We start from the raw sequence: 24,403 nt of genomic DNA, 5'->3' as shown, positions 1-24,403 counted from the left end.
TTTAATAACCCTCTGTGCCGGTTAGAACTGCCACTACCTGGACGTATGGCGTTGTTTCCGTTGTCATGGTGTCTTCAATCCAATGTAGATATTCATCAAAGACTTGCTCAATCTCTCTTTCACGCTGTGCTTTGCGATCCTGAACAACTTTCTGAGCTTGTTTGCTATCGTCAAGATCCAGTTCAAGTTGACGCAGCTGCTTACCCTTCAATGCTTCAAGTTTCTCTATTTGATCACTCAACTTCTGGTTAAGTTGCTGGTCAACGTCATCGCGCATTGCCTTAAATTGCGGAAGCGCATAGTCAATAGCTTTAGGCAGCAACTGAGCCTGGCGTTCACTATTACGCTCGCCCCCTGGGTTAGCCAATGAGCTAACGTGGAACGGGTACTTTTCTACAAAGCGTTCGAACGTTTCAATACCGCAAAGCTCACCCTCTTCAAAACTGACCACCAGCCATGGGTTAACCATTGGATGAGACTTACGATTTGGGAACAAGCCGGACAAAATAAAGTGGTCTTCATACGATTCGAACATCTGTGTCATACGCAACACTGGGGCCTGATGACGACCAAACACACTCATCATTTTGTCACCGAGCCATTGAGCAACCGGGTTGATCTGCCACAAATATTGGATCGCTGGCCAAGCCGTTTGCTCGCTTCGGCAACGAACGATCTCTTGATTGATAATATCGAGTTTATTACTCAACCTAAGCGTATATTTATTCTCTTCACGCGGTTGAATTTCGGGTGGTAAGAATTTGAACCGCTGACGAAGATCGCGTGGCGCAAACAGCTCTAAAACACCATTTTTGTCCACATCAAAGATTAGATTTTTATTGGAATCTGTATGTTTCAGATATTTTAGAGCGTTTTGGCAATAATCAAGGTCATCCTGATACAGACTGAACTCTTCATATTGACCCGTTTCATCCTCAGATACTGGTGAGTCATCAAAAAAGTCGGCAAAAATATCATCGTCATCATCGCTAACATTGCTGTCATAAAAGCTGTCGAGGTAGGCTGCGGAGTCGAACTCTACGTCACTGTTTAACATGACGTTAGCAACTTGATATTCTTCGTCCTCTTGAGAATAGGCTCTGGTAAACTCAGAACTATCACCGATGTTCTTTTGTGCCTGGTCGTCTTTTTCAATCAGAACCTCTAAAACACGCATATCACCACGGATGCGTTGGTTAGCACTCTCTGTAAGCATGTAACGGATTTGTGGTTGATGCTGTTGGCCATAACGGTCAATACGGCCATTACGCTGCTGGAATACCATAAGTGACCATGGCACATCAAAGTGAATCATTTTGTGACTTTGGTGATGAAGGTTGATACCTTCAGAGGCCACATCAGAACACACTAACAGCCGAATCTTCGCGCTTTCTTTTCCGAAGTCTTCAACGACGTCCATGATTTCTGTATCTGACATACCACCATGAAGTTGCTGAATAGCATCTTCTTTCAATCCGAGATCTTGTTTAAGGTTTTGGTAAAGAAAATCCAACGTTTTCAGGCTTTCAGTAAAGATAACCAAGCGATCATCGGCTTTGTTTTTCTTCCACTTCAAGTCTTTGTTAATTGTAGATAGCAATGCTTGGTATTTACTGAAACTGTGTTTATCTATATTCCGTAATGAGCTTGCCAATATTTCTAGTTCTGAAATATCTTCTTGGAGCGCCAAATCGTTCTTGCTTTCCAAACGTTTGATTCGATTTTCAACCGTAGACAAACACGCCATAGGGCTAGAAAACAAGGTCTTTTCCAGTGTCACTTTGAAAAGGCGGCTGCTCTTGCGCTCGCCATCCATACCTTTCAAATGACTTTCAACCAATCGACGGTAAACTTCTTCCTCTTCGATACTTGCTTGCGCGTGAATGCGCTCGATATTTCGGTCAGGAAACTCACCCGCCATTTGATCTTTAACGTCTTTTTTAAAGCGACGAACGATAAGGTTTTTATCTTTGAAATCGTCATAGCTATATTCGCTCGGGTTCGCGATCGCCGTCGCATCGAGCATATTCATCAAGCTCGCGAAACTTTCTGGTTTACCATCGTGTGGTGTTGCAGAGAGCATAACCAAAGTATCGCTACGACGGGACAACAACTTCGCTAGTTTACTACGCTGAGATTGACTTCCGCGCTCCGCAACATTATGAGCTTCATCAATGATGATGATGTCCCAATAGGCACTCTCTAGATAGTGTCGGTATTCCACATCTTGCTTGATTGTATCGATGGATATAATCGACTTATCATAATAGTGGAACGGGTTGTGATTCGTTGGGATACGATTGCGAACCTTCTGCAAGCCAGCGGAATCTAAACGAGTTAGCGGAATCGAAAAACGGCTCCAAAATTCTTTCTGGAATTGAGTCAGCATTGATTTGACAGCAAGCACGAGTATACGTTTACCCTTACCGCGCCTGATGAGCTCAGACACCAAGATACCCGCTTCGAGTGTTTTACCTAAACCTACGGCATCGGCAATAAGAATACGTTGTCTCGGTTGGCTCAATGCCATTTTTACAGGGTCTAATTGAAATGGAAGTGGATCCATTGCGGCTTTATGACCAAGGTGTACATTTTCATCAGTCGGAACACGCTGCCTTAGCATGCTTTCAATGTACAGTTTGGAAGCACTATAGGCTGAAGAGTCATCTTCAACCAATTTAGTGCTTTTGGGATCAAGAATTTCGACATCACCTTCTAGCACGGTTAGAAATCGCCCTTCTTTACCACGAACTAATTCGGATATGCCCTCACAGGTGATCAAGTGACCACCATCCGAGCTGTGATCCACTTTTTGAATTACCCATTCTGCATCGCGAATGACAATTCGCATTCCCGGTGCATAATTAATTTGTTTTTGTGCCATTGCTTTCTCTTTTTAGGCTAGCCATAGACGCTACTGACGTTGTCGTCATATTATGAGATTTTGAACACTGCCTCTATGGCAGAGGCAGTGAAAACGAATCAAACGGTGATTAATGCAGCAGAATGTATTGAATTATCCGTTAACTCCGATCACCAAATAGCTTGAAAGAAAATTTGGCGCCACGAGTTTGTAGTTCATTGCCGCCAACCGCTCAGCTTGGGTCTCGGCGTCGACAAAGAAGTCAAACTTTGCATAGCCATCGATCTTCCAAAAACCCAACCCATAATCGAACAAAATATAGCCAACGGTTCCATCAATAAACTCAATCGAAAGCTCTCTGGCATGACCGATTTCCTTTTTACGAGGGTCACCTGCACGGAGTGTTACGGTTCCTTCCCAGCTAGCACCAAGATATCCTTCGGATAACAAGCTGCTAATCACACCTTTTCGATCGCTATCTTCACACCAATCATTGAACACTAGTTGCTGGTTGCTTGTACCGCTTTCGACGCTGTTTGCTGATACAAACAACTCAGCGTTGTAGCAACCTGTTATCTCGTTGAGTTTGGTGATGATTTCACCCAAGATTCGTACCGTAGATGGACTTTTCAAGAAACGGTCGTTATAGCTGACTTTTTTGATAGCCACACCACTTTTGATTTTGTGCATCAACGGTGGATGATTTTTTTCAATGAAGCCCCAAAATACAGTTCCGAATTCATCAATGTTACTGTCCAGTTGATCTTGAAAGTCGACACGCACATCTGCAGATCCATTCAAAATTTGAAATGATTCAAACTCAACCGATTGTCCAAGGTTTGCCATTGCACACTCTACCTGTCTTGCAGATACAACAATGCCTTGATGTGTGCTTCCCCAGCTCTCGTTGAGTGCTGTATAGGAGGTTTTATCGGTCGCCCAAACCTTGTATTCAGCCCCCTTGTCAAACCAAACAATACGTTTACCTTTATCAGTGTCTAGGTGTTTCTCATCAATGAGTTTTAACTCAATCGGGTTTCCCGGAAGATTCTGGTAGCTAGAGAGTTGAGCTTTAACTGTGTCATCTAAAGCCTTCATGTCTTTTTCCGTGAAGATGAGCTGCACCTTGCCATTAAAGTTCATTGCATAGCGAATAAGATCCTCTGCTAGCGACCATCGGTCAAGTTGCCATGCCTCTGTGTTACCGGAGATAAGAACACCACAGCGCTGTACATTCCCCTTACCCAATTCCAGTCTTACACGATCAACCAAAGGAAGCGTTTCGAACTGACTCTCATCACCTAGATACATGTGTTCATTCGAGAGTTCAAATCGATTGAGCATCAATGGACTTACCCACTTCTGCGCCGCACCATGGTCTAATTTATCAACGAAAAATTGAGTGTCATAGCTAAGGAGGCAATGGTGACAGGCTGCATCACAACCGCAAGAGAGAACATCTTTCGCTAAACCGAAGACTGATTTCCAACTCTCAGCCAATTGAATCGAATAACCTGCACCACCAGCTGTTTTATCAAAAATAAACAGTGAATAGGTAAATTCACCAAACTCATCTTGTGCTTGCTGAACAGACAAACCTAATTCTGAGGTTTCAACACCCAAATGTCTTGCCAATCCCTCACGAAGCGCTACGGCAAGAGACCAAGCTTCTGTCTCGTTTGTTAATGGCGTACCATCAATATCACGGAGCTGAACCTCCATAACATCAGTTTGAGCACTGTAACCCAACTGAAGATCGACCATTACCGAACCATGACACAGCTTGGCTTCTCTACCCTCGCCATCATTAACACTCTTACCACCACGGAGGCGATAATGTGTATTTTCTAACTCTGGCTTAACTAAAGACTTGGCTTTTCTACCTTTAATTGTTTGGGAATCGGCTCTACCACAGCTCAAACATACTGAGTATCCCTGACCAAACTCACCATCTGAATAATGGTAAAGCTCTCCTTTACTACTAAAGCGATAACGCCCCATAGTTGGATCAGGCAGCGGTAACCACTGGGAAGCAGGTAATAGCACTCGTGGCTGTTTGTAAGGCATTTGACGCGGTTGGTTCACATCATTATGGGATTGGTAACGAATGTCCGTTGCAAACCCAACCGGTTGTAAGTATCGGTGAATATCATCTTGCTTCAGCTTGGTACCACAATGGCTACACGCGGTAGGCCAGGTTTGCTGAGTTGAACCAGCACCACAACTTGAACAATGCCAAAAGTATGGTAGATGTTGCGAATCACCAGACAGCTCTTGTCCAGACGCTAATACCTTTCCTAGCATCACCCCACCACTTCGATATACCTTACCTCCAAGCACTACATCAGAGCCGGGAGCATACTCTCGCAATGCCGTCGGTAAATCTCGGCTAGGTAAACTGGCGAAAGTTCTTGATGATTTCTGTTCCGTGTCTTTACCAGAAATGTCTTTGGTGTCTTTGGCCGTAATTTTGCTCTTGCTAAACTCAAGGTCTTCGATGGTTTTGTAGTTAAAGTCGACAACGCCAACCGGGAATCCATGCCCAGGCAAGAACGCTTTCGTTGCCAGTGTAGAAATCAAGTACGCTCCACGGAAATCCCTCAACTGAAACAACACTGACTTACCTGCTGGCGACTTCTCCCAGTTTTTGTCATCATTTTTCAGCTGCTCTGCATTGTCTAGCATGATACTAAGTTGTTCTTCCCAGCTATTTTCTACGAAAGTAATCGCATCCAATACTCTGGAAATCAGCGCTTTTACAGACAGGTGTGCAAGAGATGTGCCCTTGATGATTCGTTTCACATCTTTTGCCCAACGACTTGAATCCCCTTGAACAGATAAGTCTTTTAACCACAAGATGAAGCGGTTGCACTGGCTGACATCACCTTCAAAGAACCACTCACAGTTAAGGCGCGTTGCATCTTTAGTTTTTTGATGTAAAAAACTCCCCAAGGCAAACGCATTCACATGGCGTTGTACAATAGACTCACTTTCCAGTCTCACTTGAGGAGGCTGACAACTCATAGTGAAAGGCCAAAGGGTATTGTGAAAGACCTCCATGCCATGAGCTGAATTTTTACACAAGGTCACCGCTGCTGCCGCTGTTTCCCCACGACGACCAGCCCGACCAGCTCTTTGAAGATAATTGGCAGGCGCAGGCGGAACATTATTCATCGCAACCAATGACATGCCACCAATATCAACCCCCATCTCCATCGTTGTAGAGCAGTTCAGTACGTTTACTTTTCCTTCTTTGAAAAGCCCTTCGTTATTTTTGTTTACCTCGGCATTTTGTTGAGCCGAATGTTCTTCCAGTCGATACCATGACTCTTTCATCGCGATACGGTCACTTCGGTTTGGCCACATATTCGCGCTGCGAGCCGAGAGCACCTTGCTATCACTCTCTAGCCAATCCTGACGAGCTGATTTGGGAACAAGAGAATCGTCGTCATTGCGCCAGTACTTTTTAGGCAGTAAAGGCATGTCTACTTGATGTGCTTTGAACACATCCCGTAAGTCTTTATTTGGTAGATATGGTGAATAGCCACACAGTGTTACATCCAGCGCTTTCCTAGTATATGGACAAATCCATACTTTTTTGGGTGCAGCGAAGGTCACTTGCGATTTCAAATCAAGTTGATAACCAGTTTCCAATGGATGCAGAAGTGGTTTGAGGTCGTTCCAGGCACTCTTCATTAGCGAGTTAACCAAGTCTTCCCAGTACTTGTCTCCCTTCTGAATTGCTGGAAATGCAGCCATTAACAGCTTAATGATGCGGTTTAAGGCAACAGCTCGAACCATAGGCCATAGTAGATCACGTTGTTGTTCTTTTGCTTCGACACCCGGCCCTTTAAGAATTTTCCGTGGGAATTTGGCGCCCATCCAGCGTTGATAGTGCTCGTTATCAAAAAACACTGCGCTATTTTCACGAATGTAAAAGTCCAAAATTATCTTGAGTAGGTTACGCCACTCAGAGACCTGCTCTTTTGGTTCTGTCACCAAAGCCTTCCATTCCGTTGGCACCTTCAAGACCTTTTCTAGTGCTGGATATTGCACAGATACTAGGCCTAAGCTTTCAAGCGACCAAGTTTTCTTCGGGCGTCGTCCAAATTCTGTATACAAACTAAAGTCTGCATACTGTTGTTTACTCAAGTTTAATCCCGACAAAGCATTTAGTTGCCCGCGCATGGTATCAACTTCTGCGCCGCTATTAGCTAACTGCTGTGCCATATTCTCCCATGAAAGCACCGCTGCTGATGTTTTCCCTGTTCCGGATAGTAGCCCTTGCAACGCATCAATGTACTCAGGTTTACCCATCATATTTAATATTGGGGCTAAGCCTTCTATAGCAGTTCGCTCTTCAGCTGGAAGATCTTCTCCAGATAATAACTTTCGAATAGGTGACGCAGTGGGTGCCATCATTGGATTAGCTTCAAGTTCCGCACATAACTGATCAACGAGGGTAGTATCTTCAGGAAATTGCCCAGCGTCACCATCTGTTAACTCATGATATGTCAGCGTTCTCATGGTATTTCTATCGGCATCTTGCTGTAACCGAGAAGAGATTCGCGCTGTACCTTGTCGAGAGTCAGTAAATGTCAATAAGCGCTTCCCATTGCTTGGATTCATTTGCTCAGCTTTTTTTGCGGGTGTTGGTGAAAACTCAAGCATTGTAGGTATCATGTCGCCGAGGAAAAAAGGCGCACCAAGCCGTGCATAGCGAAATAAGCCGCCGTTCTTTGACTCTTTCTCGCCACAGCAGCCACAACGAAAATGCGACCTGGTATCCCCATCTTTTTCGGATTGAACTGGCGCAATAAGAGAGATGCTGATCGCATCACCTTCATCTGGGTTTAACTTATTTAAGTTGCTCTGGCTAATTCCAAGATTCCAATGGTCGCCGCCTTCGCCGATTAGGCGTTCAAAGCCTGTGCCTCTGGTTTCTTCATCGTCGGCCTCATCCTCTGGCTGTTCGAGATCAAGTACAAACTCATCTTCATCCAAGTCCATAATTCTTGCACGAAGGTAGTTATTGCCATTGTGAAGGGTCTCCTCACACGCTAAATAAGAAGTGCCACAACCATGACAACTCACGAGCTCGAACACAGGAGCACCGCAAGCGCAGGTATTGCGATGTTCACTATAAACTTGACCAAAATACCAGTCCTCAGAATCGAGTGTCGGATGCTTTACGGAACAATGTTTATTGCTACAAGCCCAGAGCCCAGAGGTGGTTCTTTGGTAAGCGTGCATGCGCAATGGTACAAACGCATCTTCCGCCTTGGCAAAGGTCATCAGATCAAGCACTTTCAGTAACTGCGATATTGTTATTTCAGGTTCCAACGTTTTAGCAACACTATGTAATGTCGATAGTTGGTATGCTGGCATAGGCTTAATCGACATCTGGTCCAGCACCTTTTGATCATTAGCGAAAACCTGTCGCAGTAATCGAGTCAAAGAGTATTTGTTCAACTCTAGGTAGAGTTCTTCACGGCTTTTTGTCGCCAAGCTTTCCATATCATTCAAAGGAAACGTTGGGATGGCGATATCAATATCCGGCAACTGAGGAATATCTCGATATCCTCTGATGACTTTTACTTTTTCATCAAGCTGTGACTCCGATACGCCAGCCAAATCCCCCAGATAACGAGCTAGTTGTCGATTCCCTTTTTCTGTGTCTTCACCAATTGTCGCCGAAGTAGCGATAATTTGAACTTCATTTTCTGTGCCTGGGCCGACTCCAAATGCCTGCATTACGCGACGAAGTAAGAGTGCGAGCTCTGCGGCTTGAGAGCCAACGTAAGTATGCGCTTCGTCCAAGACTATGTACTTCAGCATACCTTTTGATTGCTGTAGGACAGGCTCATCTTCTTTCCTAACCAACATGTATTCCAGCATGGTAGCGTTTGTGACAAGAACAGAAGGCGGATTATCCCAAAGTTCTTCACGGCTGAAAATTTGCTCTGGATTTGTTTGTTGGTCCTCTTTTACCTTAGAGCGATAGCGTTCCGTTTCACTGTTAAACAATGCAAAACGAATATCCCCGCCGAACGCTTGTGTCCACTCAGATAGCCTCTCTTTTTGACTATTGATTAGGGCGTTTAATGGATACAAAAACAAAGCTTGCGTGCCCACCAACTTAGATTTTTTCTCATTACGTTGCCTAACCAAGTCTTCCAGAATCGGTACCATGAAACTTTCGGTTTTACCCGAACCGGTACCACTACTAACCAGCACGGATTTTGACTCATTCAAGACAGCATCCCACGCGGTTAACTGATGCTTAAACGGCGCTTCTATACCTTTCAGAACATCAACAAGGTGCTCTGAAAGCAAATCCCCTTTAAGACTAGACATCGACTTTGCAGCTTGCTGCCATGGAAACATGGCTTCAAACACAGGGTCAGCCATCAACGCGCCATCACTACCTGGCTCTGAAGACAAACTTTGGCGAAGAAATGATGTTAGCGCTTTGCTTCTAAATGCATATTGACTCACGACAGAGCGCTCAGCCCTTGTCTGAAGCTGTTCCAATAGCGGTGCGAATTCAAGATGTGTTCTTTGTTCCATTTACTTCACCAAGTTTTTTTGAAAATAGTTAAACAGCGGTCCAAGATGCTCAGGAGCCTGCTGATGGACCAAGTTTAAAAGTGGCTGTACGAGCTTAAAATTCTGTTCTGATTCTGAATCTAAAAGCGTCAATGCGGCAGCGACTAAGGTATGGTTGACCAAAAATTCTACTCGTTTGTCATAGTTCTTAGTTGACCAGTGCTTCATCACCGCCTGTTTAATTTCAGGAGTGCCATCAAAAGCACTGAAATAGGCCGACTTTGGAAACCCCTCCATACGCGGTAGCTTATCAACCAAACGAATTAAGTCCTGCCACGCTTGTTTTGCCTCTTGCTCTGATACCATATCGATACTTACAAGCGGGTGGTTGTTCGTTGATGATATATAACGTATTACTTTTTCTATGCCGATCCGGACTCTCCAATCCCTAACAGATAGGGCCCTCAATGGAGTGTCCATCATTAACAACATTTGCGGAGCGAGGCCAAGGCTATTAGTACAGTCCTTCTCGAACGCGACAATGGCTTTTGACCAAGCTTCTAGAGGAATACTTCCCCAGCAAAAACCAAGCTTATTTTCTAGATCCCAAATTCGATCTTGTATTCCCTTAAATATTGAATGGAAAAGAGTCCCTAACAACAGGTGGTCTTGTTTCGATAACACAGCCAAGATTGGGAAGCAGCGTGGATCAAATGTTGCGACTTCATTCAATAGACTCGCAAACTCCAACCAACTTTTGGAAGCCATTGAATTACCAAACTCTCGAATTAACTCTAATGCTGCACGCTTGTCAATAAAGGCTTTCTGCACAGGTGTGAGAGCTAACTGCTCATCACTACCGGATGAATGCAACAACTGATTTGTTACTATTTTTCCATCTCGTTCTCCACATACCAACCAAGCACCTGGTGCACGTCTTAAGACATCATTATCAATGACACCTTGTTGGCTTATTTCTAAAGAGAGTGGCTCTTTGCCGTGGTTAAACAACGCATATGCCTTAAAGGTAATACCATCTTCTAGTGAGTTAAGGCAGTCAGGTGAGAAACAAATCGTGTTTTCTTGGGCGTATATTTGAAGCGGGTATGGACAAGCTTTAACTACTAAATCACTGCACCCAACACCATAAACTCTCAAGTCTACAGATTCATTCTGCTCAACACTTGACAACAGCGTCTTTAATGGTTCTTGTAATGCACTTAGGTTGAATGATTTGATTGACTCACTCGGCTCGGCGAGCATCTCAAATTTCGCCTTAACGAGCTTCTGATTAGAGTGGATTAGCTTAGATGTCGGATCTTCGATCTCAACAAAAAACCGGTTATCTCCTCCTTCAATCTGCACGCCTTCAGCCCTTAATCCAAATAGCTCATTAACCGTAAGAGATTTTCTTAACCGATCCGCCATTCCTGTTATTCTGCAGCCTTGTGCAGGAAAAGGGATTGTCAAATCGGTAGGCTCCATGCCAGGCCAACTTAAACTAAGATTTAATGGCTGATGATTCGGCACTTTAGATGTAACCGATAACAACAACACGGAGTTGTCATATTCAGTTGAAGTAAACGCGAACTGTCCTGCATTTAAGTCAGCCACTGTTACATCGCCAAAGCCTAAAAATTTAACACACCCAGACTTTTCAGAGTTCGCAATCAGCTGAATTTGAGCTTGCTCGGGAAGTACCATACAACGAGTACTATGTAGTACTTCGTTATTTACAACTTGCCGGATCTCCAATTTCCCCATGGGCGTTGCTTCTGAAAAAGAAAGCCAGCTCGCTACTCCGCCACGTAATTTTCGCCAATATAGCTCTGCTTCATTTACACGAACATACTCATTGCCGCTTACCTTGTAGATTATTGGCGTTCCTCTAAAGATAGGGTATTTGCTTGTAATATTTTTGAACGACGCGCGACCAAATAGATAGTGAGGAGCATATTCTTGCTCCTGACCAGTTTTAATGACACAGCACTGACCATCCTCTAAACGAACGGTATAGTTTCCAGTTATCGGGACAAGAAAGCGGTCGCTTCCATCTAGTATCTCGGGTATGCCGAGCTCTCCATCAGGATCAAGCATTAACATGCTGTTGGACATTGGCATCGCTAGATAAACACTTTCAGCCGTAGTCGAAAGACTACCTACACCGATAAACCTAAGTTCATTAGCATACTCATTTGTCGCTTCTAGTACCCATGGTAACTCGTCTGATAACTCGACCCCTCCAGATGGAACATATGTGCCTACGTGGCTGGTGCCATCAAATAGTTCAAAACTTATTTGTTTTAGTGCACTAGTTCCCGTTAAGACGTTTCTCCACGCAGGGTATTTTTCAACAGTCCACTCTTGCTCTTTCCCTTTCGACAACAAAGCAATCACTTCACTATCTCGCTCAGAAACTCCTCGCAATGTCAGCCTTGTTGCCTTACTAGCAGGATCAAGATTAAAGAATTGCTCTAGTGAGCCATGTTTGAGATGTAGAGGTAGCTTATAGCTAGCTTCACAATACCAACATTCATCATCATCATTGAGCCATTCTCGCTGTACTTTTAATGTGGGCTGATGACTATGGCTGCGTTCAGACCCTGAATATACCGCACGAGCCAATACTTCAGCTCCCAGCTCATCCATCACAACTGGTAGCTGCTTAAACCAATCAGGCTTGAATTTTCTGATCTCGTTGACGGTATCTGTACGATAAGCGTCAGCTTCAGAAGCAAGCTCGTGAAGCGCACCACAGAATTCTCCTGCTAAAGCAAATACTGTTTTGTTTCTCAGAGACGTAGGCAACAGGTCTTCATAGTTTTCTGCAATCTCGTTACTCTGCACATAATGGTTTGTGTTTTGCCGGATACCCGTAAGTACTTTTTTAAAGTAATTGACTAGTGCGCCCTGGTTGTCTTCCATCATCCTTAGTGGAAGACCACCTTCCAAAACTAGGGTCAAAAGGTATGCAGGTTTGTTTCCTTTGGTTCGTAATGGACGGTTCCAATACTTAAGTCCGCTTTCAGTAAGGTAAGATAAAGTCGAATTGGTTAATTGAGGCCAGTTCAAAGAGTCTAAGACATCACACCAACGCACATGCCCTGTTTTATGGTTTCTACGAACCCACTCGGATACGTACAAGCAAAAGGCTTCATGTACAAAAACAGGCGCTTTTTTACCATGCCCCATTTCATCCGACTTTTGTCGTAGAAACGATTGAATTTTTTCATAATTTTCATTGCTACAGCGATAACTGTATAAGGGTCTACCTGGAGGTGTTTCAAAGCCCCCACCCCCGAATACATTCATCAGAACACTATGCAGTGAATTAACAGCCATTTAACTACCCTAACCTTATATTTCTAAACCGACTTTTTTTGCCCAATTCGACAATGTTTGGTGATTGCCTAGACCAAGTAACTCAGCTGCTTCTTTTTTTCTAAACTTAGTCTGAACTAGTGCTTGTTCGATATGCTTTTTCTTCACTTCAGCGAGATGATTGTTTAAATCAAACCCCTCAGCAATATATGAGACATCATCGCTAGTCGTATTGCTGTCTCTCCATATAATGGCCTGCCTTATGTGTTGATCCTCAATAAGGTCAATTTCAGACCATATTGACGCCCTTAACAGGGTGGTTCTCAACTCTCGCACATTTCCTGGCCAGTCATATGTATAAATAAGTTGCTTCGCCCCCTCAGATAAAGTCTTCGGGCTGAATCCAGGTTGCGTTGATGCATCTTGATTGATTTCCTTTAATAAGGCTTCTGACAAAGGCAGAATATCTTCTTTTCGCTCAGAGAGGCGCGGCACCTGCAATACACCTACAGCTAAGCGATAAAACAAATCTTCTCTAAAAAGACCATCGTCGACCATTGCCAACAAGTTTTTGTGGGTAGCGGCAATAATTCTGACATTCACTTTGGTCGAAGTATCGTCCCCTACACGTTGTATTTCGCCTTGCTGTATTGCCCTCAATAGCTGAACTTGAGCTGATAAAGAAAGCTCACCAACTTCATCCAGAAACAAAGTGCCACCATCAGCTTCCGCAAAAAATCCTTTTTTGTCGGACACTGCGCCAGTGAATGCACCTTTTTTGTGTCCAAACAACGCTGACTCGATAAGGCTTTCTGGTATAGAACCGCAGTTTACGATTACAAGCTTCTCTTGCGATCTGCTGCTTGCTTGGTGAATCGCATTTGCCAATACTTCTTTACCCGTTCCCGTTGGGCCCTGAATGACAACAGGTACATCTCTGATGGCGACTCGAGCGGCAAGTTGAATCAAGCTATTCATCTCTGAAGAGTGACTCGTAATCCCCGAAAATGAAGCCACTGTATTATCCGACATCAACTTGCTCAGATGACTATCTTGAGTTTGCAAATAGTGCAAAGATAGATCTACTGGTAAGCTTATCTCCTCAACGCCATTTTCTCGTGATGCTTGAATGCATTTGCAACCAAATACACCTTTTGCTAGTAGCATCCAAACCGTTGACATTGCGGGCGTTCCTGAACTCAACCCTATCGTGATCAGGCGCGTCTGCTGAGACAAGTACTCTAGAACCTCTCTTGCTTGTTCATAGATTGAATAATAATCGATAGGCGTTTTAACAGCTCTTTCAACCGTTTCGATAGAGGTATCGTTATAACGTTTTTGAGATGAAAGTGAACTTCTTAGCCACGACATGTAGTTGGAGACTTGAGATGACTTCTCCGTTGTAAGTAACACGACTGAGTCGTAGGCAACATCGGCTTCCAGAAGGCAAGTGAGTATTGCACCTTGCTGCTTATCATCTTTGGCTTTCAAATCGTTGAAGCCAATCCAACTTACGAAAATTCTGTTCATATAATTACATTCTTTAAACAATAACCAATTTATTACATCAATAGACGTGCCAATATCGATAACAAATAAAATCAATAAGTTACAGTATATCGATGAATTATTATGTGATTTAAATTACGAAATGTAATGAATCTTACGCACTTTAATTACTATTTTTCTAGTTGACAGTCACGATAACGCTTCTGGCAAGTAGACCATATAAAAATTTTATTACACGCTTTTGGTATTTGCTGTAACTAGATTGTTTACACATGGTAGGCCTCTCAAACTAAGTCGTTTCGTTGAGAAGCATAATATTTGAAGGGGTTTCGAAATGAGGTTTATTAGCTTGTGAAAAACGTGTCTACTAAAAGGAGGTTCATAAATGTGGCTAAAACCGAAGCCTTAGTTAGCTTTGATTATCGTGGTATTCAATATCCACGTTCATAACTAAACCTTTTACCATCGCATCCCATAACGCAGGAGCATATGTTTTAAGAATAACTACAGCTGAGTTTCGCTGATTACTGGAATCAGAGGCTCTATCAATTTCCAACCATTCTTCAATAGAATATACGTCTGCACCTTGATAAAGCCAATCTCCAACGTTGCGTCGAATAGAGTCTTCAGTTCCGATTTTTATATAGATATGTCGACCTTCTCCTGTCGCTATATAATCGATCACTCCAACTTTAAGCATATTAATCCCTTTAAAATCTCATTTATTTTTTAGTGACAACCGAAACGAACATTCGTGCAGAAGTAACAATAATATTTTAGCCCCTAGATTAACGCGAACATCGACGTTCTAGGAGCTATGAGCAATAAAGCTAAGCATTCAATTTACATATCGTTTTATTGACTTATCAATTGATGCTTCAATAACTTCAAGTACCCAATCAGAATCCCGCTTTAGAGGCTCATTCAAGCAGTGATGAAGCACCGTTACTACAACTTCCGCCACCTCACTCACAAACTTATGCTCTCTTACATAATGCATTGGGTGTAATGACGTTCTTTCTCTTACCAAACAATAGACTTCTTGATAGCTTTCATCGATATCCTGATGTGACATGGCTTTGAAATGTTGCCCTTGAATCACATCGAAGCACAAACTAGTGCAATGGATTGTCAAAGGAGAATACTTCATTTATCCCCTCCTAACCCACCACTATTAGCTTTTTTCAATAGACGTTCAAATGCACTTCCATCATTCCGCGTTAAATTAGGAACGAAACGGCTGTATGTCTGAAAAAGCATCTTGGTCGTCGTATACCCCATTTGCCTAGCTATCCACTCAGGGGCTTCACCAGCGGCCAGCATCAGAGTGGCATAAGTATGACGCGTTTCGTACGGACGACGATACTTTAACCCCATCTCTTTTAGCGCAGGCTTCCAAATTCGATCTCGGACATTCCCTTTATCCAAAGGGTTCCCTGAAGCATTAGTAAAAACGAACTCTCCTTTCCCTGTTAACTTGAATTGCTTTTCCAAAGCCTCATAAACATGAGAGTTCATTTGAATATCTCTAGCAGAACCTGTCGTCTTAACTGTATCCATTCGCCCATGCACATAAGTTTCACGAACAGAAATTGTTTTCAAATTAAAATCTACGTATTGCCACTTCAAACCATCAATCTCTGAAGTCCGCATACCAGTGAAGAAGCGTGTGGTGAAATACGTCTTGTAGTCATCCCTAATTTTGTCGAGAAAATGCATTACTTCCTCAAGACTAAACGGCTGAACGTCTCTTTTATCAATTCTCAACGCTTTAATATTTTCAAAAGGAGTTCTAAATTCATAACGATCTGCAGCTTCTGACAGCATCATCCTTAATGGCGTCATCACGTGATTAATAAACTCTGCTGATAGTTTCTTACCCGATTTTGGTTTAGCTAATTCGGCTCTGAACTTCAAAATATCTGGCCTAGAGATCTGATCAATAGAAGTACTTCCAAAGTGTGGAACAAGGTATCTGTAAAGGTATAAACGAATACTCTCCTTATAGCTTTCTTTCCATCGACTCTCGTTTTCTTCATACCACTCAACGGCAAAGTCTTCTAATGAAATAAGAGAAGTACCTTGTGCTTCGTGTATTGCACTTTTATAACTTCCCAACATTTCCTGCTTTACCTTTTCGGCCTTACAGTCCTCCTCAAGAAATCGAACAGCTCTGCTTGAGCTTGGAAAGTAATCTCTATAGACGAAAGACCCCAGTCTTATGTCGGCATCTATCTGATTGAGCAGCTTTTGCAACTTCCTGGTATTTTGAATGGTATTAGGTAAGGCTGTCTGTTCTCTGCATCGGATATCGTTGTACCTAAAATCCAAAAATAGTTTTCCATTTCGTTCTCGTACTTTACCCATAACAGATACGCCCTCCTGCCATTGGAATTATATTTTGATTTCGAGATGCAGATTGATACAAATCCCGCTCAATAGCTTCCCAAATGTAGAGAATTTTGCGACCATTGAAAGGTCGGATGTAATGCTTACCTTCGATGAAAAGAGAGTCTCGCAATGTCGCGTTAATATAGTTGGCGCTAAATTTGATACGACTTGCGAGCTCTTTTGCAGTCAATAATGTTTGGTCCATAATGACCTCCTTATTTGCTAGCCAAGAACAACCTTCGTCCTGACAAGACAAACTATAGAGTCATTAATTCGTCCTATCAAGACGATTTATATACCAAATAATTATATAGAAATGATTAAATATAAGATTAAAGAATTACTAGAGATTAAATCGTTACGCGAAAAACGTAAGATTACTTTATCTGAAGTTGCCGAAGCCGTTGGAGTTCAAAGCTCCGCAATGTCAAAGCTTGCTAATAACAAAGGTTATACAACCACAACGACCACTTTGAATGAATTGTGTAAATTCTTCGAATGCAAGATCGAAGAGCTTATAGAGTACATACCAGAATAAGAGCCAGTTAGATACGTATCTAGATCATAGCGATCTCTCAACTATCCCACTTCAATTTCCCCTTCCAGATGATCTATTGTTTGGAACAAGGACTTTATCTTAGGTTAATAAGCCCTCTCCTAATAGTACAGTTACTGCTAGTTTATTGAGCAAAGCAAGTCGCTAGCTTAGTTTTGCCCGTGCGACCTGAAGTCGTATGAAGCGTTGTTCACCACGACAAGAGTGAACCATCTGTATCACCAGATGACCCTAAGATCCTGAATAAAGTAGCGGATCTGACAATGTAACGAAACTTGGCCGTTAGGCTGAGTGGGAACAAAATCGTGAGAGGATGTTCCTCCTGAAAACCACAATTCGGGTAAGTGCTAGGGAGTCAATATGATGAACGTATGTGAATCCATTAAAGGTGCGTCATATGATGAAGCAGCGGAAGTGGTTAATACGCTGTGGCCAAAACGGCAACGAGAGTCGGAAAGGAGTTGGGTATTGGCCTTTCGTGATCAAAGTACTCTCCGCACTAGAGTGGGCATCTAAGTTGACATTTTACGTAACATACGGAACAGGGTAAGCCTGTATCGCTCCCTATGGGAAAGCCCTTGTGGCCGATAGTGATGCGGGTAAAGGAGGTCGGAGAAAGCGAAGGCTGCATTGTAACGATGCAGATACAGACTCGTGTCTGGTCACGAAAGTGAGCCCACTTCCGACTGGTCTTTCGTTGCGAGAGAGTTTGAAGAACTTTATTTAAGGAGAAACGCAAATGATGATTTCTAAAGAGATTAGTGCCTCTCCTGACAGTGCTCAATGGCAGTCTATCGACTGGAAACCTATTGAGTCGCATGTATTAAAGCTTCAGATGCGTATCGCAAAGGCAACTAGAGAAGGTAAACACGGTAAAGCGAAAGCCTTGCAGTGGATACTAACTCATTCTCGCTCAGCCAAGCTTCTTGCAGTAAGGCGAGTATCTCAAAATAAAGGTAGTAAAACGTCTGGAATAGATGGTGTCATCTGGAACACAGATGCACGCCGCATAAAAGCAGTTAATCAATTGAGTCGAAAGGCGTACAAAGCCCAACCGCTCAAGCGTATCTACATCCCTAAAAAGAACGGCAAGCTCAGACCATTAGGCATTCCATGCATGATTGACAGAGCGCAACAAGCCCTCCATCTTCTTGCATTAGAGCCTATATCGGAAATGCTTGCTGACCCTAATAGTTATGGATTTAGGCCAAATCGCAGTACTGCCGATGCAGTTGGGCAGTGTTTCAAATGTTTGGCATTAAAGAAATCAGCTAAATGGGTACTTGAAGGGGATATTAAAGCTTGTTTCGACAAGATCGGCCATCAATGGCTTCTTGATAACATCGTTATTGATAAGAGAATGTTGGAACAATGGCTAAAATCTGGCTTTATGGACAAAGGTCTGTTTTATCGCACCGATGAGGGAACACCGCAAGGTGGGATAATATCACCAACCTTGATGCTAATGACTCTTGCTGGACTTGAGCAGCATATTAAGTCTACGGCCCTCAAAAAGGGTAGTAGAGCCAATTTCATTGGATACGCCGACGATTTCGTCGTCACCTGCGCTTCAAAGGAAGTGTTGGAGAACGATATCAAACCGTTGATCGCTGAATTTTTAGCGGAAAGAGGCTTAACATTATCCGAAGAGAAAACGCACATTACACACATCGATAACGGCTTTAACTTTCTAGGGTTCAATCACAGAAAGTACAAAGGGAAATTGCTCATTAAACCGAGTAAATCTAATACATTGCTGTTCTTGAGTAATCTGCGCGAACTCATCAAAAAGCATGCAACAACCTCTGTAAACGATCTTATCAAACTGATAAATCCGAAATTAAGGGGTTGGGCTAATTATTATCGCCATTGCGTGGCTAAACAGGTATTCGGATATGTAGGTCATAAGCTATTTCTTGCATTATGGTACTGGGCAGTGAGGCGTCATCCGACAAAATCCAAAACTTGGGTGGCCCTTAAATACTTCGTCAACCGAAAAGGCCAATGGCATTTTCATGGTTGGCAGAAGATCATGGATATGGATTGCCAGTTCAATCTCTTCCAAATAGCCAAAGTACCGATCGAGAGACATGTAAAAATCCGAAGTGCAGCGACACCATATGACCCTCAACACCAAGAATACTTGGCTAAGAGAAAGTCAAAAAGGCAAGCTCGCAACTCTTGGAAGGAGCCTACTCTCGCTGCTTTATAAGCTGCTGGGTATCAAACGATGCCTTCGTGAAGGCTTGAGCCTAGTGCAGTGAAAGTTGCACGCTGGGTTCTTAGCAGGGCGCGAGCACACTTTGTTCAATTTATAACCCAAAGAAGACTCGTGCCCGATAATCATCGTTCCAAGCAGCCTTCTTCAACTTCACTTTTTGGCTTGGTGCACCACATTCGCATTGCTTCAGCATGTTCATCACAAAGCGTCTAAACAACGCTATATTTTCTACAGCACCATCTAGCGTGATCCGTGAGTAATCCTCTTTAAAAACAACATCTAATACGTAATGCTGGCTGTGGTGAGTAGACCGCAGGAACTCCCCCTGCAGCCTCTCGCAAAACGGTACGTGAACCTCTCAGTTCATACCGCTTCCATTAGGCAAACGATCCTCTCATTCCATGCCTCCAATGGGCAAACAACCACGGATTCTGCTTAGCTATCCTTTCCAAGAACAGCGTTGCTCGAGTCTTATGGCGACGAAGTTTTTTTGTATTTGCGTCTCGCCCACCTAATCAGAGCTTTGTTGATGTGTCTAAACACTGGGTATAGCGACGACCGATAGTACTTACCATAGTACCCAATCCAGCCATTTATCATTGGATTTAACCAACCTGATATCTGTGCGATGTTGAGATCTGTTCGGCTTCGTACCTTCAGCGTTTTAATTCTCCGCCTCATCGCTTTCAAAGCAACCTTACTCACCGCTGGCGTGAAGCTTACAAACATACTGTTTCGCTTGGTATTCTTCACTAATCGCCGCCTGAATGTATATCCAAGAAAGTCGAAGCTTGTGTGTTCATGGTTGCCTTTTCGGCTTCCGTCTTTGCAGTAAACTATTTTGGTCTTTTCTGGATGCAACTCTAGACCACACTCAGCAAAGCGCTCTCTCAGTACCTCTAGCAAGTGTTCGGCTTCTTCTTTGCTTTTGCAATGAACCAGCCCATCATCCGCATATCGACACCAAGGTATACCGCGGTAATGCTTGTGTAACCATTTATCGAAGACATAATGTAAAAAGAGATTGGCGAGAACAGGACTGATTACCCCTCCTTGAGGTGTTCCCATATCCCTTGCTTTCAACTCTCCATCTGGCATTTTCATCGGTGCTGTTAACCAACGTTTGATATATAACCTTACCCACTTTTCTGTGCAGTGTTTATCGACTGCTTTCATCAGTAGGCCGTGCGGTATTTTATCAAACAATGCCCTAATATCGAACTCAAGGCACCAGTCATAGTCCCAACACCGTCTTCGAGTTACACCTATAGCATCTAGAGCCGATTTCTTTGGTCTGTATCCATACGAATCTGGCAAGAAGTGCGGTTCTACTTGGGGTTCAAATGTCAGTTTGACCACCATCTGTGCGATGCGGTCACTGACGGTTGGTATACCAAGTATCCTCTCGCCTCCGGCTTTCTTTGGAATGGCTACAGCCAGTACTGGCGGAGGGAAGTAGGTTCCCGATGCCAATCGGTTCCAAATTTTATAGAGATTTCCTTTTAAGTTCCTGTCAAATTCGGCCAGTGTTTCATTATCAACCCCTGCCGCGCCTGCATTTGCTTTCACCAACTTGTATGCGTTGACTACTTGCCATTTTGAAATGTTGAATTGTTTTGTCTTAACCTCTGCCTCCTCCTGACTTATTGTCAGTTGGGCAGAACTTAACGACGGCCTAACGCTACCCCTTCGCTCCACAACCATTACAGCTGTTTCCTCACTACTACAGATAGCTCCGTCCCAGTGCTGTGCATCGGTACTCTAATACTCGCCAATTCAGTGGCTTGTATGTCTTCCTTAGGCATCACAACGACTGGTTCCCGCAGTTCCCAAAAAGAGCCTGATATAGATTCACGCCCACTATACGCCGGACACCGTCTATGCAGCATTCGGAGTTTACTCATAGACTTATCCCAAGAGATAGAAACGCCCTTGGTTTTGATGTCAATCTCTGGATTACGACGCGTCCACATGGGTTCGGGTTAACTCGTCTCTCTATATCGTACCTGCCGAACTTTCGTTCGCACTTTGACTCCAACGCTCATGACCATAGCTCTTAACTACAGCCACTTGGAGTGGTTTGAAGCCAGCTTCCGACAGCAGACTTCGGTGGGCCTACCACCATCTCTTCCTGAGCTTATGCCTTCAGTCATAGCATCTCCTTATGCTGCTAACTTCAGTGCCTGCGGCACACTTTCAATACGCCAATGCTGACGAATGTAGTGGCCTAGCATTTTGTGATTCGGCGACATAGAGCTTATGTAATATGAGGTGTCTACACTTCCTTTTCCGTTGATCACTCGATGCCGCTCCACCGCAATGATGCTTCGTACTGTCGGCCATTTCTCCGCAAGCTCTTTAGGTAACTTAGCCTTTAACTGAAATACATATCTTTCTTCACTGCGGCCATGGTGCTTCTCTTTGATTTCGGTAACTATTTTCTCTTTACCTGCTTCAAAGACAGCTTGAAATTGCTCCACAATAGCCACTCTCAATTTGGGCTGGTTGTTCTTCACTTGAACAACAACGTGAGCCTTTTTCTCTGCAATTTTCTCGAGCGTATCGCGCTGACAATGCAGGGCATCAATGGTGATGACACTGCCTTTTACGTTAATAACATCAAGCATTTGGCGTACAACGTTGATCTCGCCATTTTTGCTCTCAGTCGGCTTTTGACTCAAAACGAGGCCACGTTCAGTGTCGTAGGCGGTAACCAATTGTAACGCTGTTTTTTTGTCATTTCGGTATGAGCCACGCAGCACTTTTCCATCGAATGCGATTATCGGCTTGTGTTGACTAGTGCGTTGCTCGTTAATCCACAGGGCTAATGCCTCTAGCAAAGATTCTGCGACAACTGAACGTAAAATACGGGCTATTGTATGCCGACGTGGAATACCATGTTCAAATGTTCTGTATTTTCTCAGCCAATCTAGTTTGTCTTTCCCAAACAATTCAATATCTTGCCATCCTTCACATCCAGATGCGATGGCGCTAATTACAAGGAACATGACATCGATAAGATCATGCTTCTGATTAATGTCTGACCGAGTGTCTTGGACGACTGATAAGTGTTCGATTAAGTTCAAAATGGCTGTGTGATTGTGGATTTAGCACTATTAGATCATATTTGTTAACAAAGTGCGATCCCGCCCTGGGGTTCTTAGGGGGACGGCACTTGGTAACAAGTGTCGTCTACCCGACCATTGTTTGCTGATTGAGAACTTAATGTAAAACTTTGTTTCTGTTCATTGATCTATTTTTTCTAATCCCGGACTATCTTCCTTAAATAAGTACTAGGTGCTCGAAAACAGCTCACAAATAGAGAGCTAGGATGCAGCTGTACAACGGATTATGAGGTTTGGATATGAATAATTTTGTTTGGAATGATTTTGGTACATTAACTTCCGCTAGAAAGTCTGGCTCTATAGTGCTTATCGAAAATAGTACTGGTGATGTTCGTAAGATGAGTATTAACAAGTATAAAGAGACTGCTATTGAAGTCTTTGAGAAAGCACAAACGCTTATTGGTCAGACGGTATCAATCCGAACGAGCCAAAACACAAGTGATTGGAGTACAAACGAATGGTTTAGCGAGATTGAAGCTCGATGAGCTCTATGGAAATAGAATTGATCGCAGCGATCGTTTTAGGGTCATTAATCGCACCTGCTATTTATGCCTTCAAATCACATAAAAAGGTCTCGAAGAAGTTAGAGGCAGCAGAAAAAGAGGTTCAGCGTTTACGGCTCTTATATCAGAAACAAAATGGAGAGGTTATCCCACTTAAAGAAAATCTCGAAAATAGTGAAAAGAGTATTGATTTACTTGGTCACGTTATCAGGCAAAAAGATCGAGAGTTACTGAAACTTAAAACAAGTGAGCGTAGCAATGCTTCTGTTGCAGTAAAAGTTTCATCTCAACCTAGCGTAAAAAGCAAATCCAAACCAATAGGAAAACCTCAAAGTACTGTTGTTAAACGGATGTTAGAGCGTATGGATGATATTGATAACGGTAAGAGCATCCGACGAAAAGCCAGCTATGTCCCTAGCCCGTTAGAATTTAACGAAGAACCAACGCCTAGAACTGTGCCAACTTACAACAAAAATGTCTGGATAGAAGTAGATGGCAAGCTTGTTCTACGCGACAAGTCAAAAGAGGCAGAGACTCGTAGGAGAGACTCAGTTCGGAGTTCTCAAACTGATTCAAATGAGAAGCCGAAAGAGAGATTAACGTATCACCCGTTTGCGGTGAATAGTGACTAGTTCTAAATTAAAAAAACCATACGTATAGAAACACAAGCGGCACTAATGTAAGACCTGTCACAGCCCTCAGCTGAATCTATGCATTGACTCAAGGTGAATGATACAGCCCTTTAGTTATTTTCAATAGTAGACGTAGTCCGAAGACCATTAGTTGGAAGATTAAAAGTAAGCTGAGATTTAAGTTCTTAGTGGTGAGAGCGTAGCGACAGCCTAAACTTGCCGTGTTAGTTGAACGTGGGCACTGCATGGGCACGAAAGGAACTAATTGTGCCTAACCAGACAAGAGTCTGCTGAAACTAAACTATCGAGGCTGAAACGAAATGAATAACTATGTAAATATGACAGGCACAAAAAAGCCCACGCTAGGTGGGCTTTTTGCTTGTTCATAAAGAACGAATTTGGTGCCCGCTACTGGACTCGAACCAGTGACACCTTGCATGTCATGCAAGTACTCTAACCAACTGAGCTAAGCGGGCAATGTTCTAATTTCTTATTACTACCATTGTGACAAACTCAATAGTTATGCAATAAAAACTAAAGAAGGAATGGTGCGTCCGAGTGAACTCGAATCACCGACCCCCGCCATGTCAAGGCGGTACTCTAACCAACTGAGCTACGGACGCATTCCTTTAGAACGAGGAAGATATTAACGACTGATTTATTGCGGCGCAAGTAGAAATTACACTTGAATCAACCGTTTGCTCTTATTCGCACCAATACGTTGAATTTTTAG

The 24,403-nt window shown here is 43.3% G+C and carries 13 protein-coding genes, 2 tRNA genes and 2 pseudogenes; 4 read left to right on the top strand and 13 right to left on the bottom strand.

Features of this window, described 5'->3' with window-relative positions; genetic code table 11:
- Position 1: 1 nt before the first annotated feature.
- The 8 genes from CWO08_RS11525 to CWO08_RS11485 all read right to left on the bottom strand — a co-directional run bounded on the left by CWO08_RS11525 (position 2) and on the right by CWO08_RS11485 (position 16,838).
- Complete coding sequence (locus tag CWO08_RS11525) at positions 2–2,884, bottom strand: DEAD/DEAH box helicase (RefSeq protein WP_258185322.1); 2,883 nt, start codon at positions 2,882–2,884, stop codon at positions 2–4.
- Positions 2,885–3,016: 132 nt separating this feature from the next.
- Entirely contained in the window at positions 3,017–9,433 is a 6,417-nt protein-coding gene (locus CWO08_RS11520; RefSeq protein WP_108020467.1) for a DEAD/DEAH box helicase, read from the bottom strand.
- Complete coding sequence (locus tag CWO08_RS11515) at positions 9,434–12,754, bottom strand: STY4851/ECs_5259 family protein (protein ID WP_146161762.1); 3,321 nt, start codon at positions 12,752–12,754, stop codon at positions 9,434–9,436. It abuts the gene before it with no gap.
- A gap of 15 nt (positions 12,755–12,769) precedes the next feature.
- Positions 12,770–14,263, bottom strand: a complete 1,494-nt coding sequence (locus CWO08_RS11505) for a sigma-54 dependent transcriptional regulator (protein WP_108020464.1) — start codon at positions 14,261–14,263, stop codon at positions 12,770–12,772.
- A 388-nt stretch (positions 14,264–14,651) separates the two neighbouring features.
- Positions 14,652–14,942, bottom strand: a complete 291-nt coding sequence (locus CWO08_RS11500; protein ID WP_108020463.1) for a hypothetical protein — start codon at positions 14,940–14,942, stop codon at positions 14,652–14,654.
- Positions 14,943–15,080: 138 nt separating this feature from the next.
- Entirely contained in the window at positions 15,081–15,392 is a 312-nt protein-coding gene (locus tag CWO08_RS11495) for a hypothetical protein (RefSeq protein ID WP_108020462.1), read from the bottom strand.
- The gene (locus CWO08_RS11490) at positions 15,389–16,609 is read right to left on the bottom strand and encodes an Arm DNA-binding domain-containing protein (protein ID WP_108020461.1); all 1,221 of its coding nucleotides are present in this window, start codon (positions 16,607–16,609) and stop codon (positions 15,389–15,391) included. Before CWO08_RS11490 ends, CWO08_RS11495 begins: the two co-directional genes overlap by 4 nt.
- Positions 16,602–16,838: a hypothetical protein gene (locus CWO08_RS11485; RefSeq protein ID WP_017070423.1), complete on the bottom strand. Its 237-nt coding sequence runs from the start codon at positions 16,836–16,838 to the stop codon at positions 16,602–16,604. The genes CWO08_RS11490 and CWO08_RS11485 overlap by 8 nt, the downstream gene beginning before the upstream one ends.
- Before the next feature lie 111 nt (positions 16,839–16,949).
- Here CWO08_RS11485 and CWO08_RS11480 point away from each other — a divergent pair, with 111 nt between their 5' ends.
- Positions 16,950–17,171, top strand: coding sequence for a helix-turn-helix transcriptional regulator (locus CWO08_RS11480; RefSeq protein WP_108020460.1), 222 nt, complete (start codon positions 16,950–16,952; stop codon positions 17,169–17,171).
- A 757-nt stretch (positions 17,172–17,928) separates the two neighbouring features.
- Positions 17,929–19,401 (top strand): group II intron reverse transcriptase/maturase, encoded by a 1,473-nt coding sequence (ltrA, locus tag CWO08_RS11475; RefSeq protein WP_108020459.1) that lies wholly within the window; start codon positions 17,929–17,931, stop codon positions 19,399–19,401.
- A gap of 100 nt (positions 19,402–19,501) precedes the next feature.
- On the opposite strand, the pseudogene CWO08_RS11470 reads toward ltrA (CWO08_RS11475), so the two are convergent.
- From CWO08_RS11470 to CWO08_RS11455, 3 genes and pseudogenes are all read right to left on the bottom strand, one after another.
- Positions 19,502–19,711, bottom strand: a pseudogene (locus tag CWO08_RS11470) (transposase); the annotation flags it as partial.
- Between the two features lie 170 nt (positions 19,712–19,881).
- Complete coding sequence (gene ltrA / locus CWO08_RS11465) at positions 19,882–21,114, bottom strand: group II intron reverse transcriptase/maturase (protein ID WP_258185321.1); 1,233 nt, start codon at positions 21,112–21,114, stop codon at positions 19,882–19,884.
- Positions 21,115–21,602: 488 nt separating this feature from the next.
- Positions 21,603–22,496 (bottom strand): annotated as a pseudogene (locus CWO08_RS11455) (ISAs1 family transposase); the annotation flags it as partial.
- A 278-nt stretch (positions 22,497–22,774) separates the two neighbouring features.
- Here CWO08_RS11455 and CWO08_RS11450 point away from each other — a divergent pair.
- The gene (locus CWO08_RS11450) at positions 22,775–23,020 is read left to right on the top strand and encodes a hypothetical protein (RefSeq protein ID WP_258185320.1); all 246 of its coding nucleotides are present in this window, start codon (positions 22,775–22,777) and stop codon (positions 23,018–23,020) included.
- Between the two features lie 5 nt (positions 23,021–23,025).
- On the top strand, positions 23,026–23,670 hold the full coding sequence (locus tag CWO08_RS11445; RefSeq protein WP_146161761.1) for a hypothetical protein: 645 nt from the start codon (positions 23,026–23,028) through the stop codon (positions 23,668–23,670).
- A gap of 399 nt (positions 23,671–24,069) precedes the next feature.
- Here the strand turns inward: CWO08_RS11445 and CWO08_RS11440 are convergent.
- Positions 24,070–24,146, bottom strand: a tRNA-Val gene (locus CWO08_RS11440).
- A gap of 70 nt (positions 24,147–24,216) precedes the next feature.
- Positions 24,217–24,293 (bottom strand) — tRNA-Val (locus CWO08_RS11435).
- Between the last annotated feature and the right edge of the window lie 110 nt (positions 24,294–24,403).

The organism is Vibrio sp. 10N.286.48.B8, from assembly GCF_003050085.1.
GTDB lineage: Bacteria > Pseudomonadota > Gammaproteobacteria > Enterobacterales > Vibrionaceae > Vibrio > Vibrio crassostreae.
The sequence above is the reverse complement of the archived record's forward strand: the minus strand, read 5'-3'. Positions and strand labels throughout refer to the sequence as shown.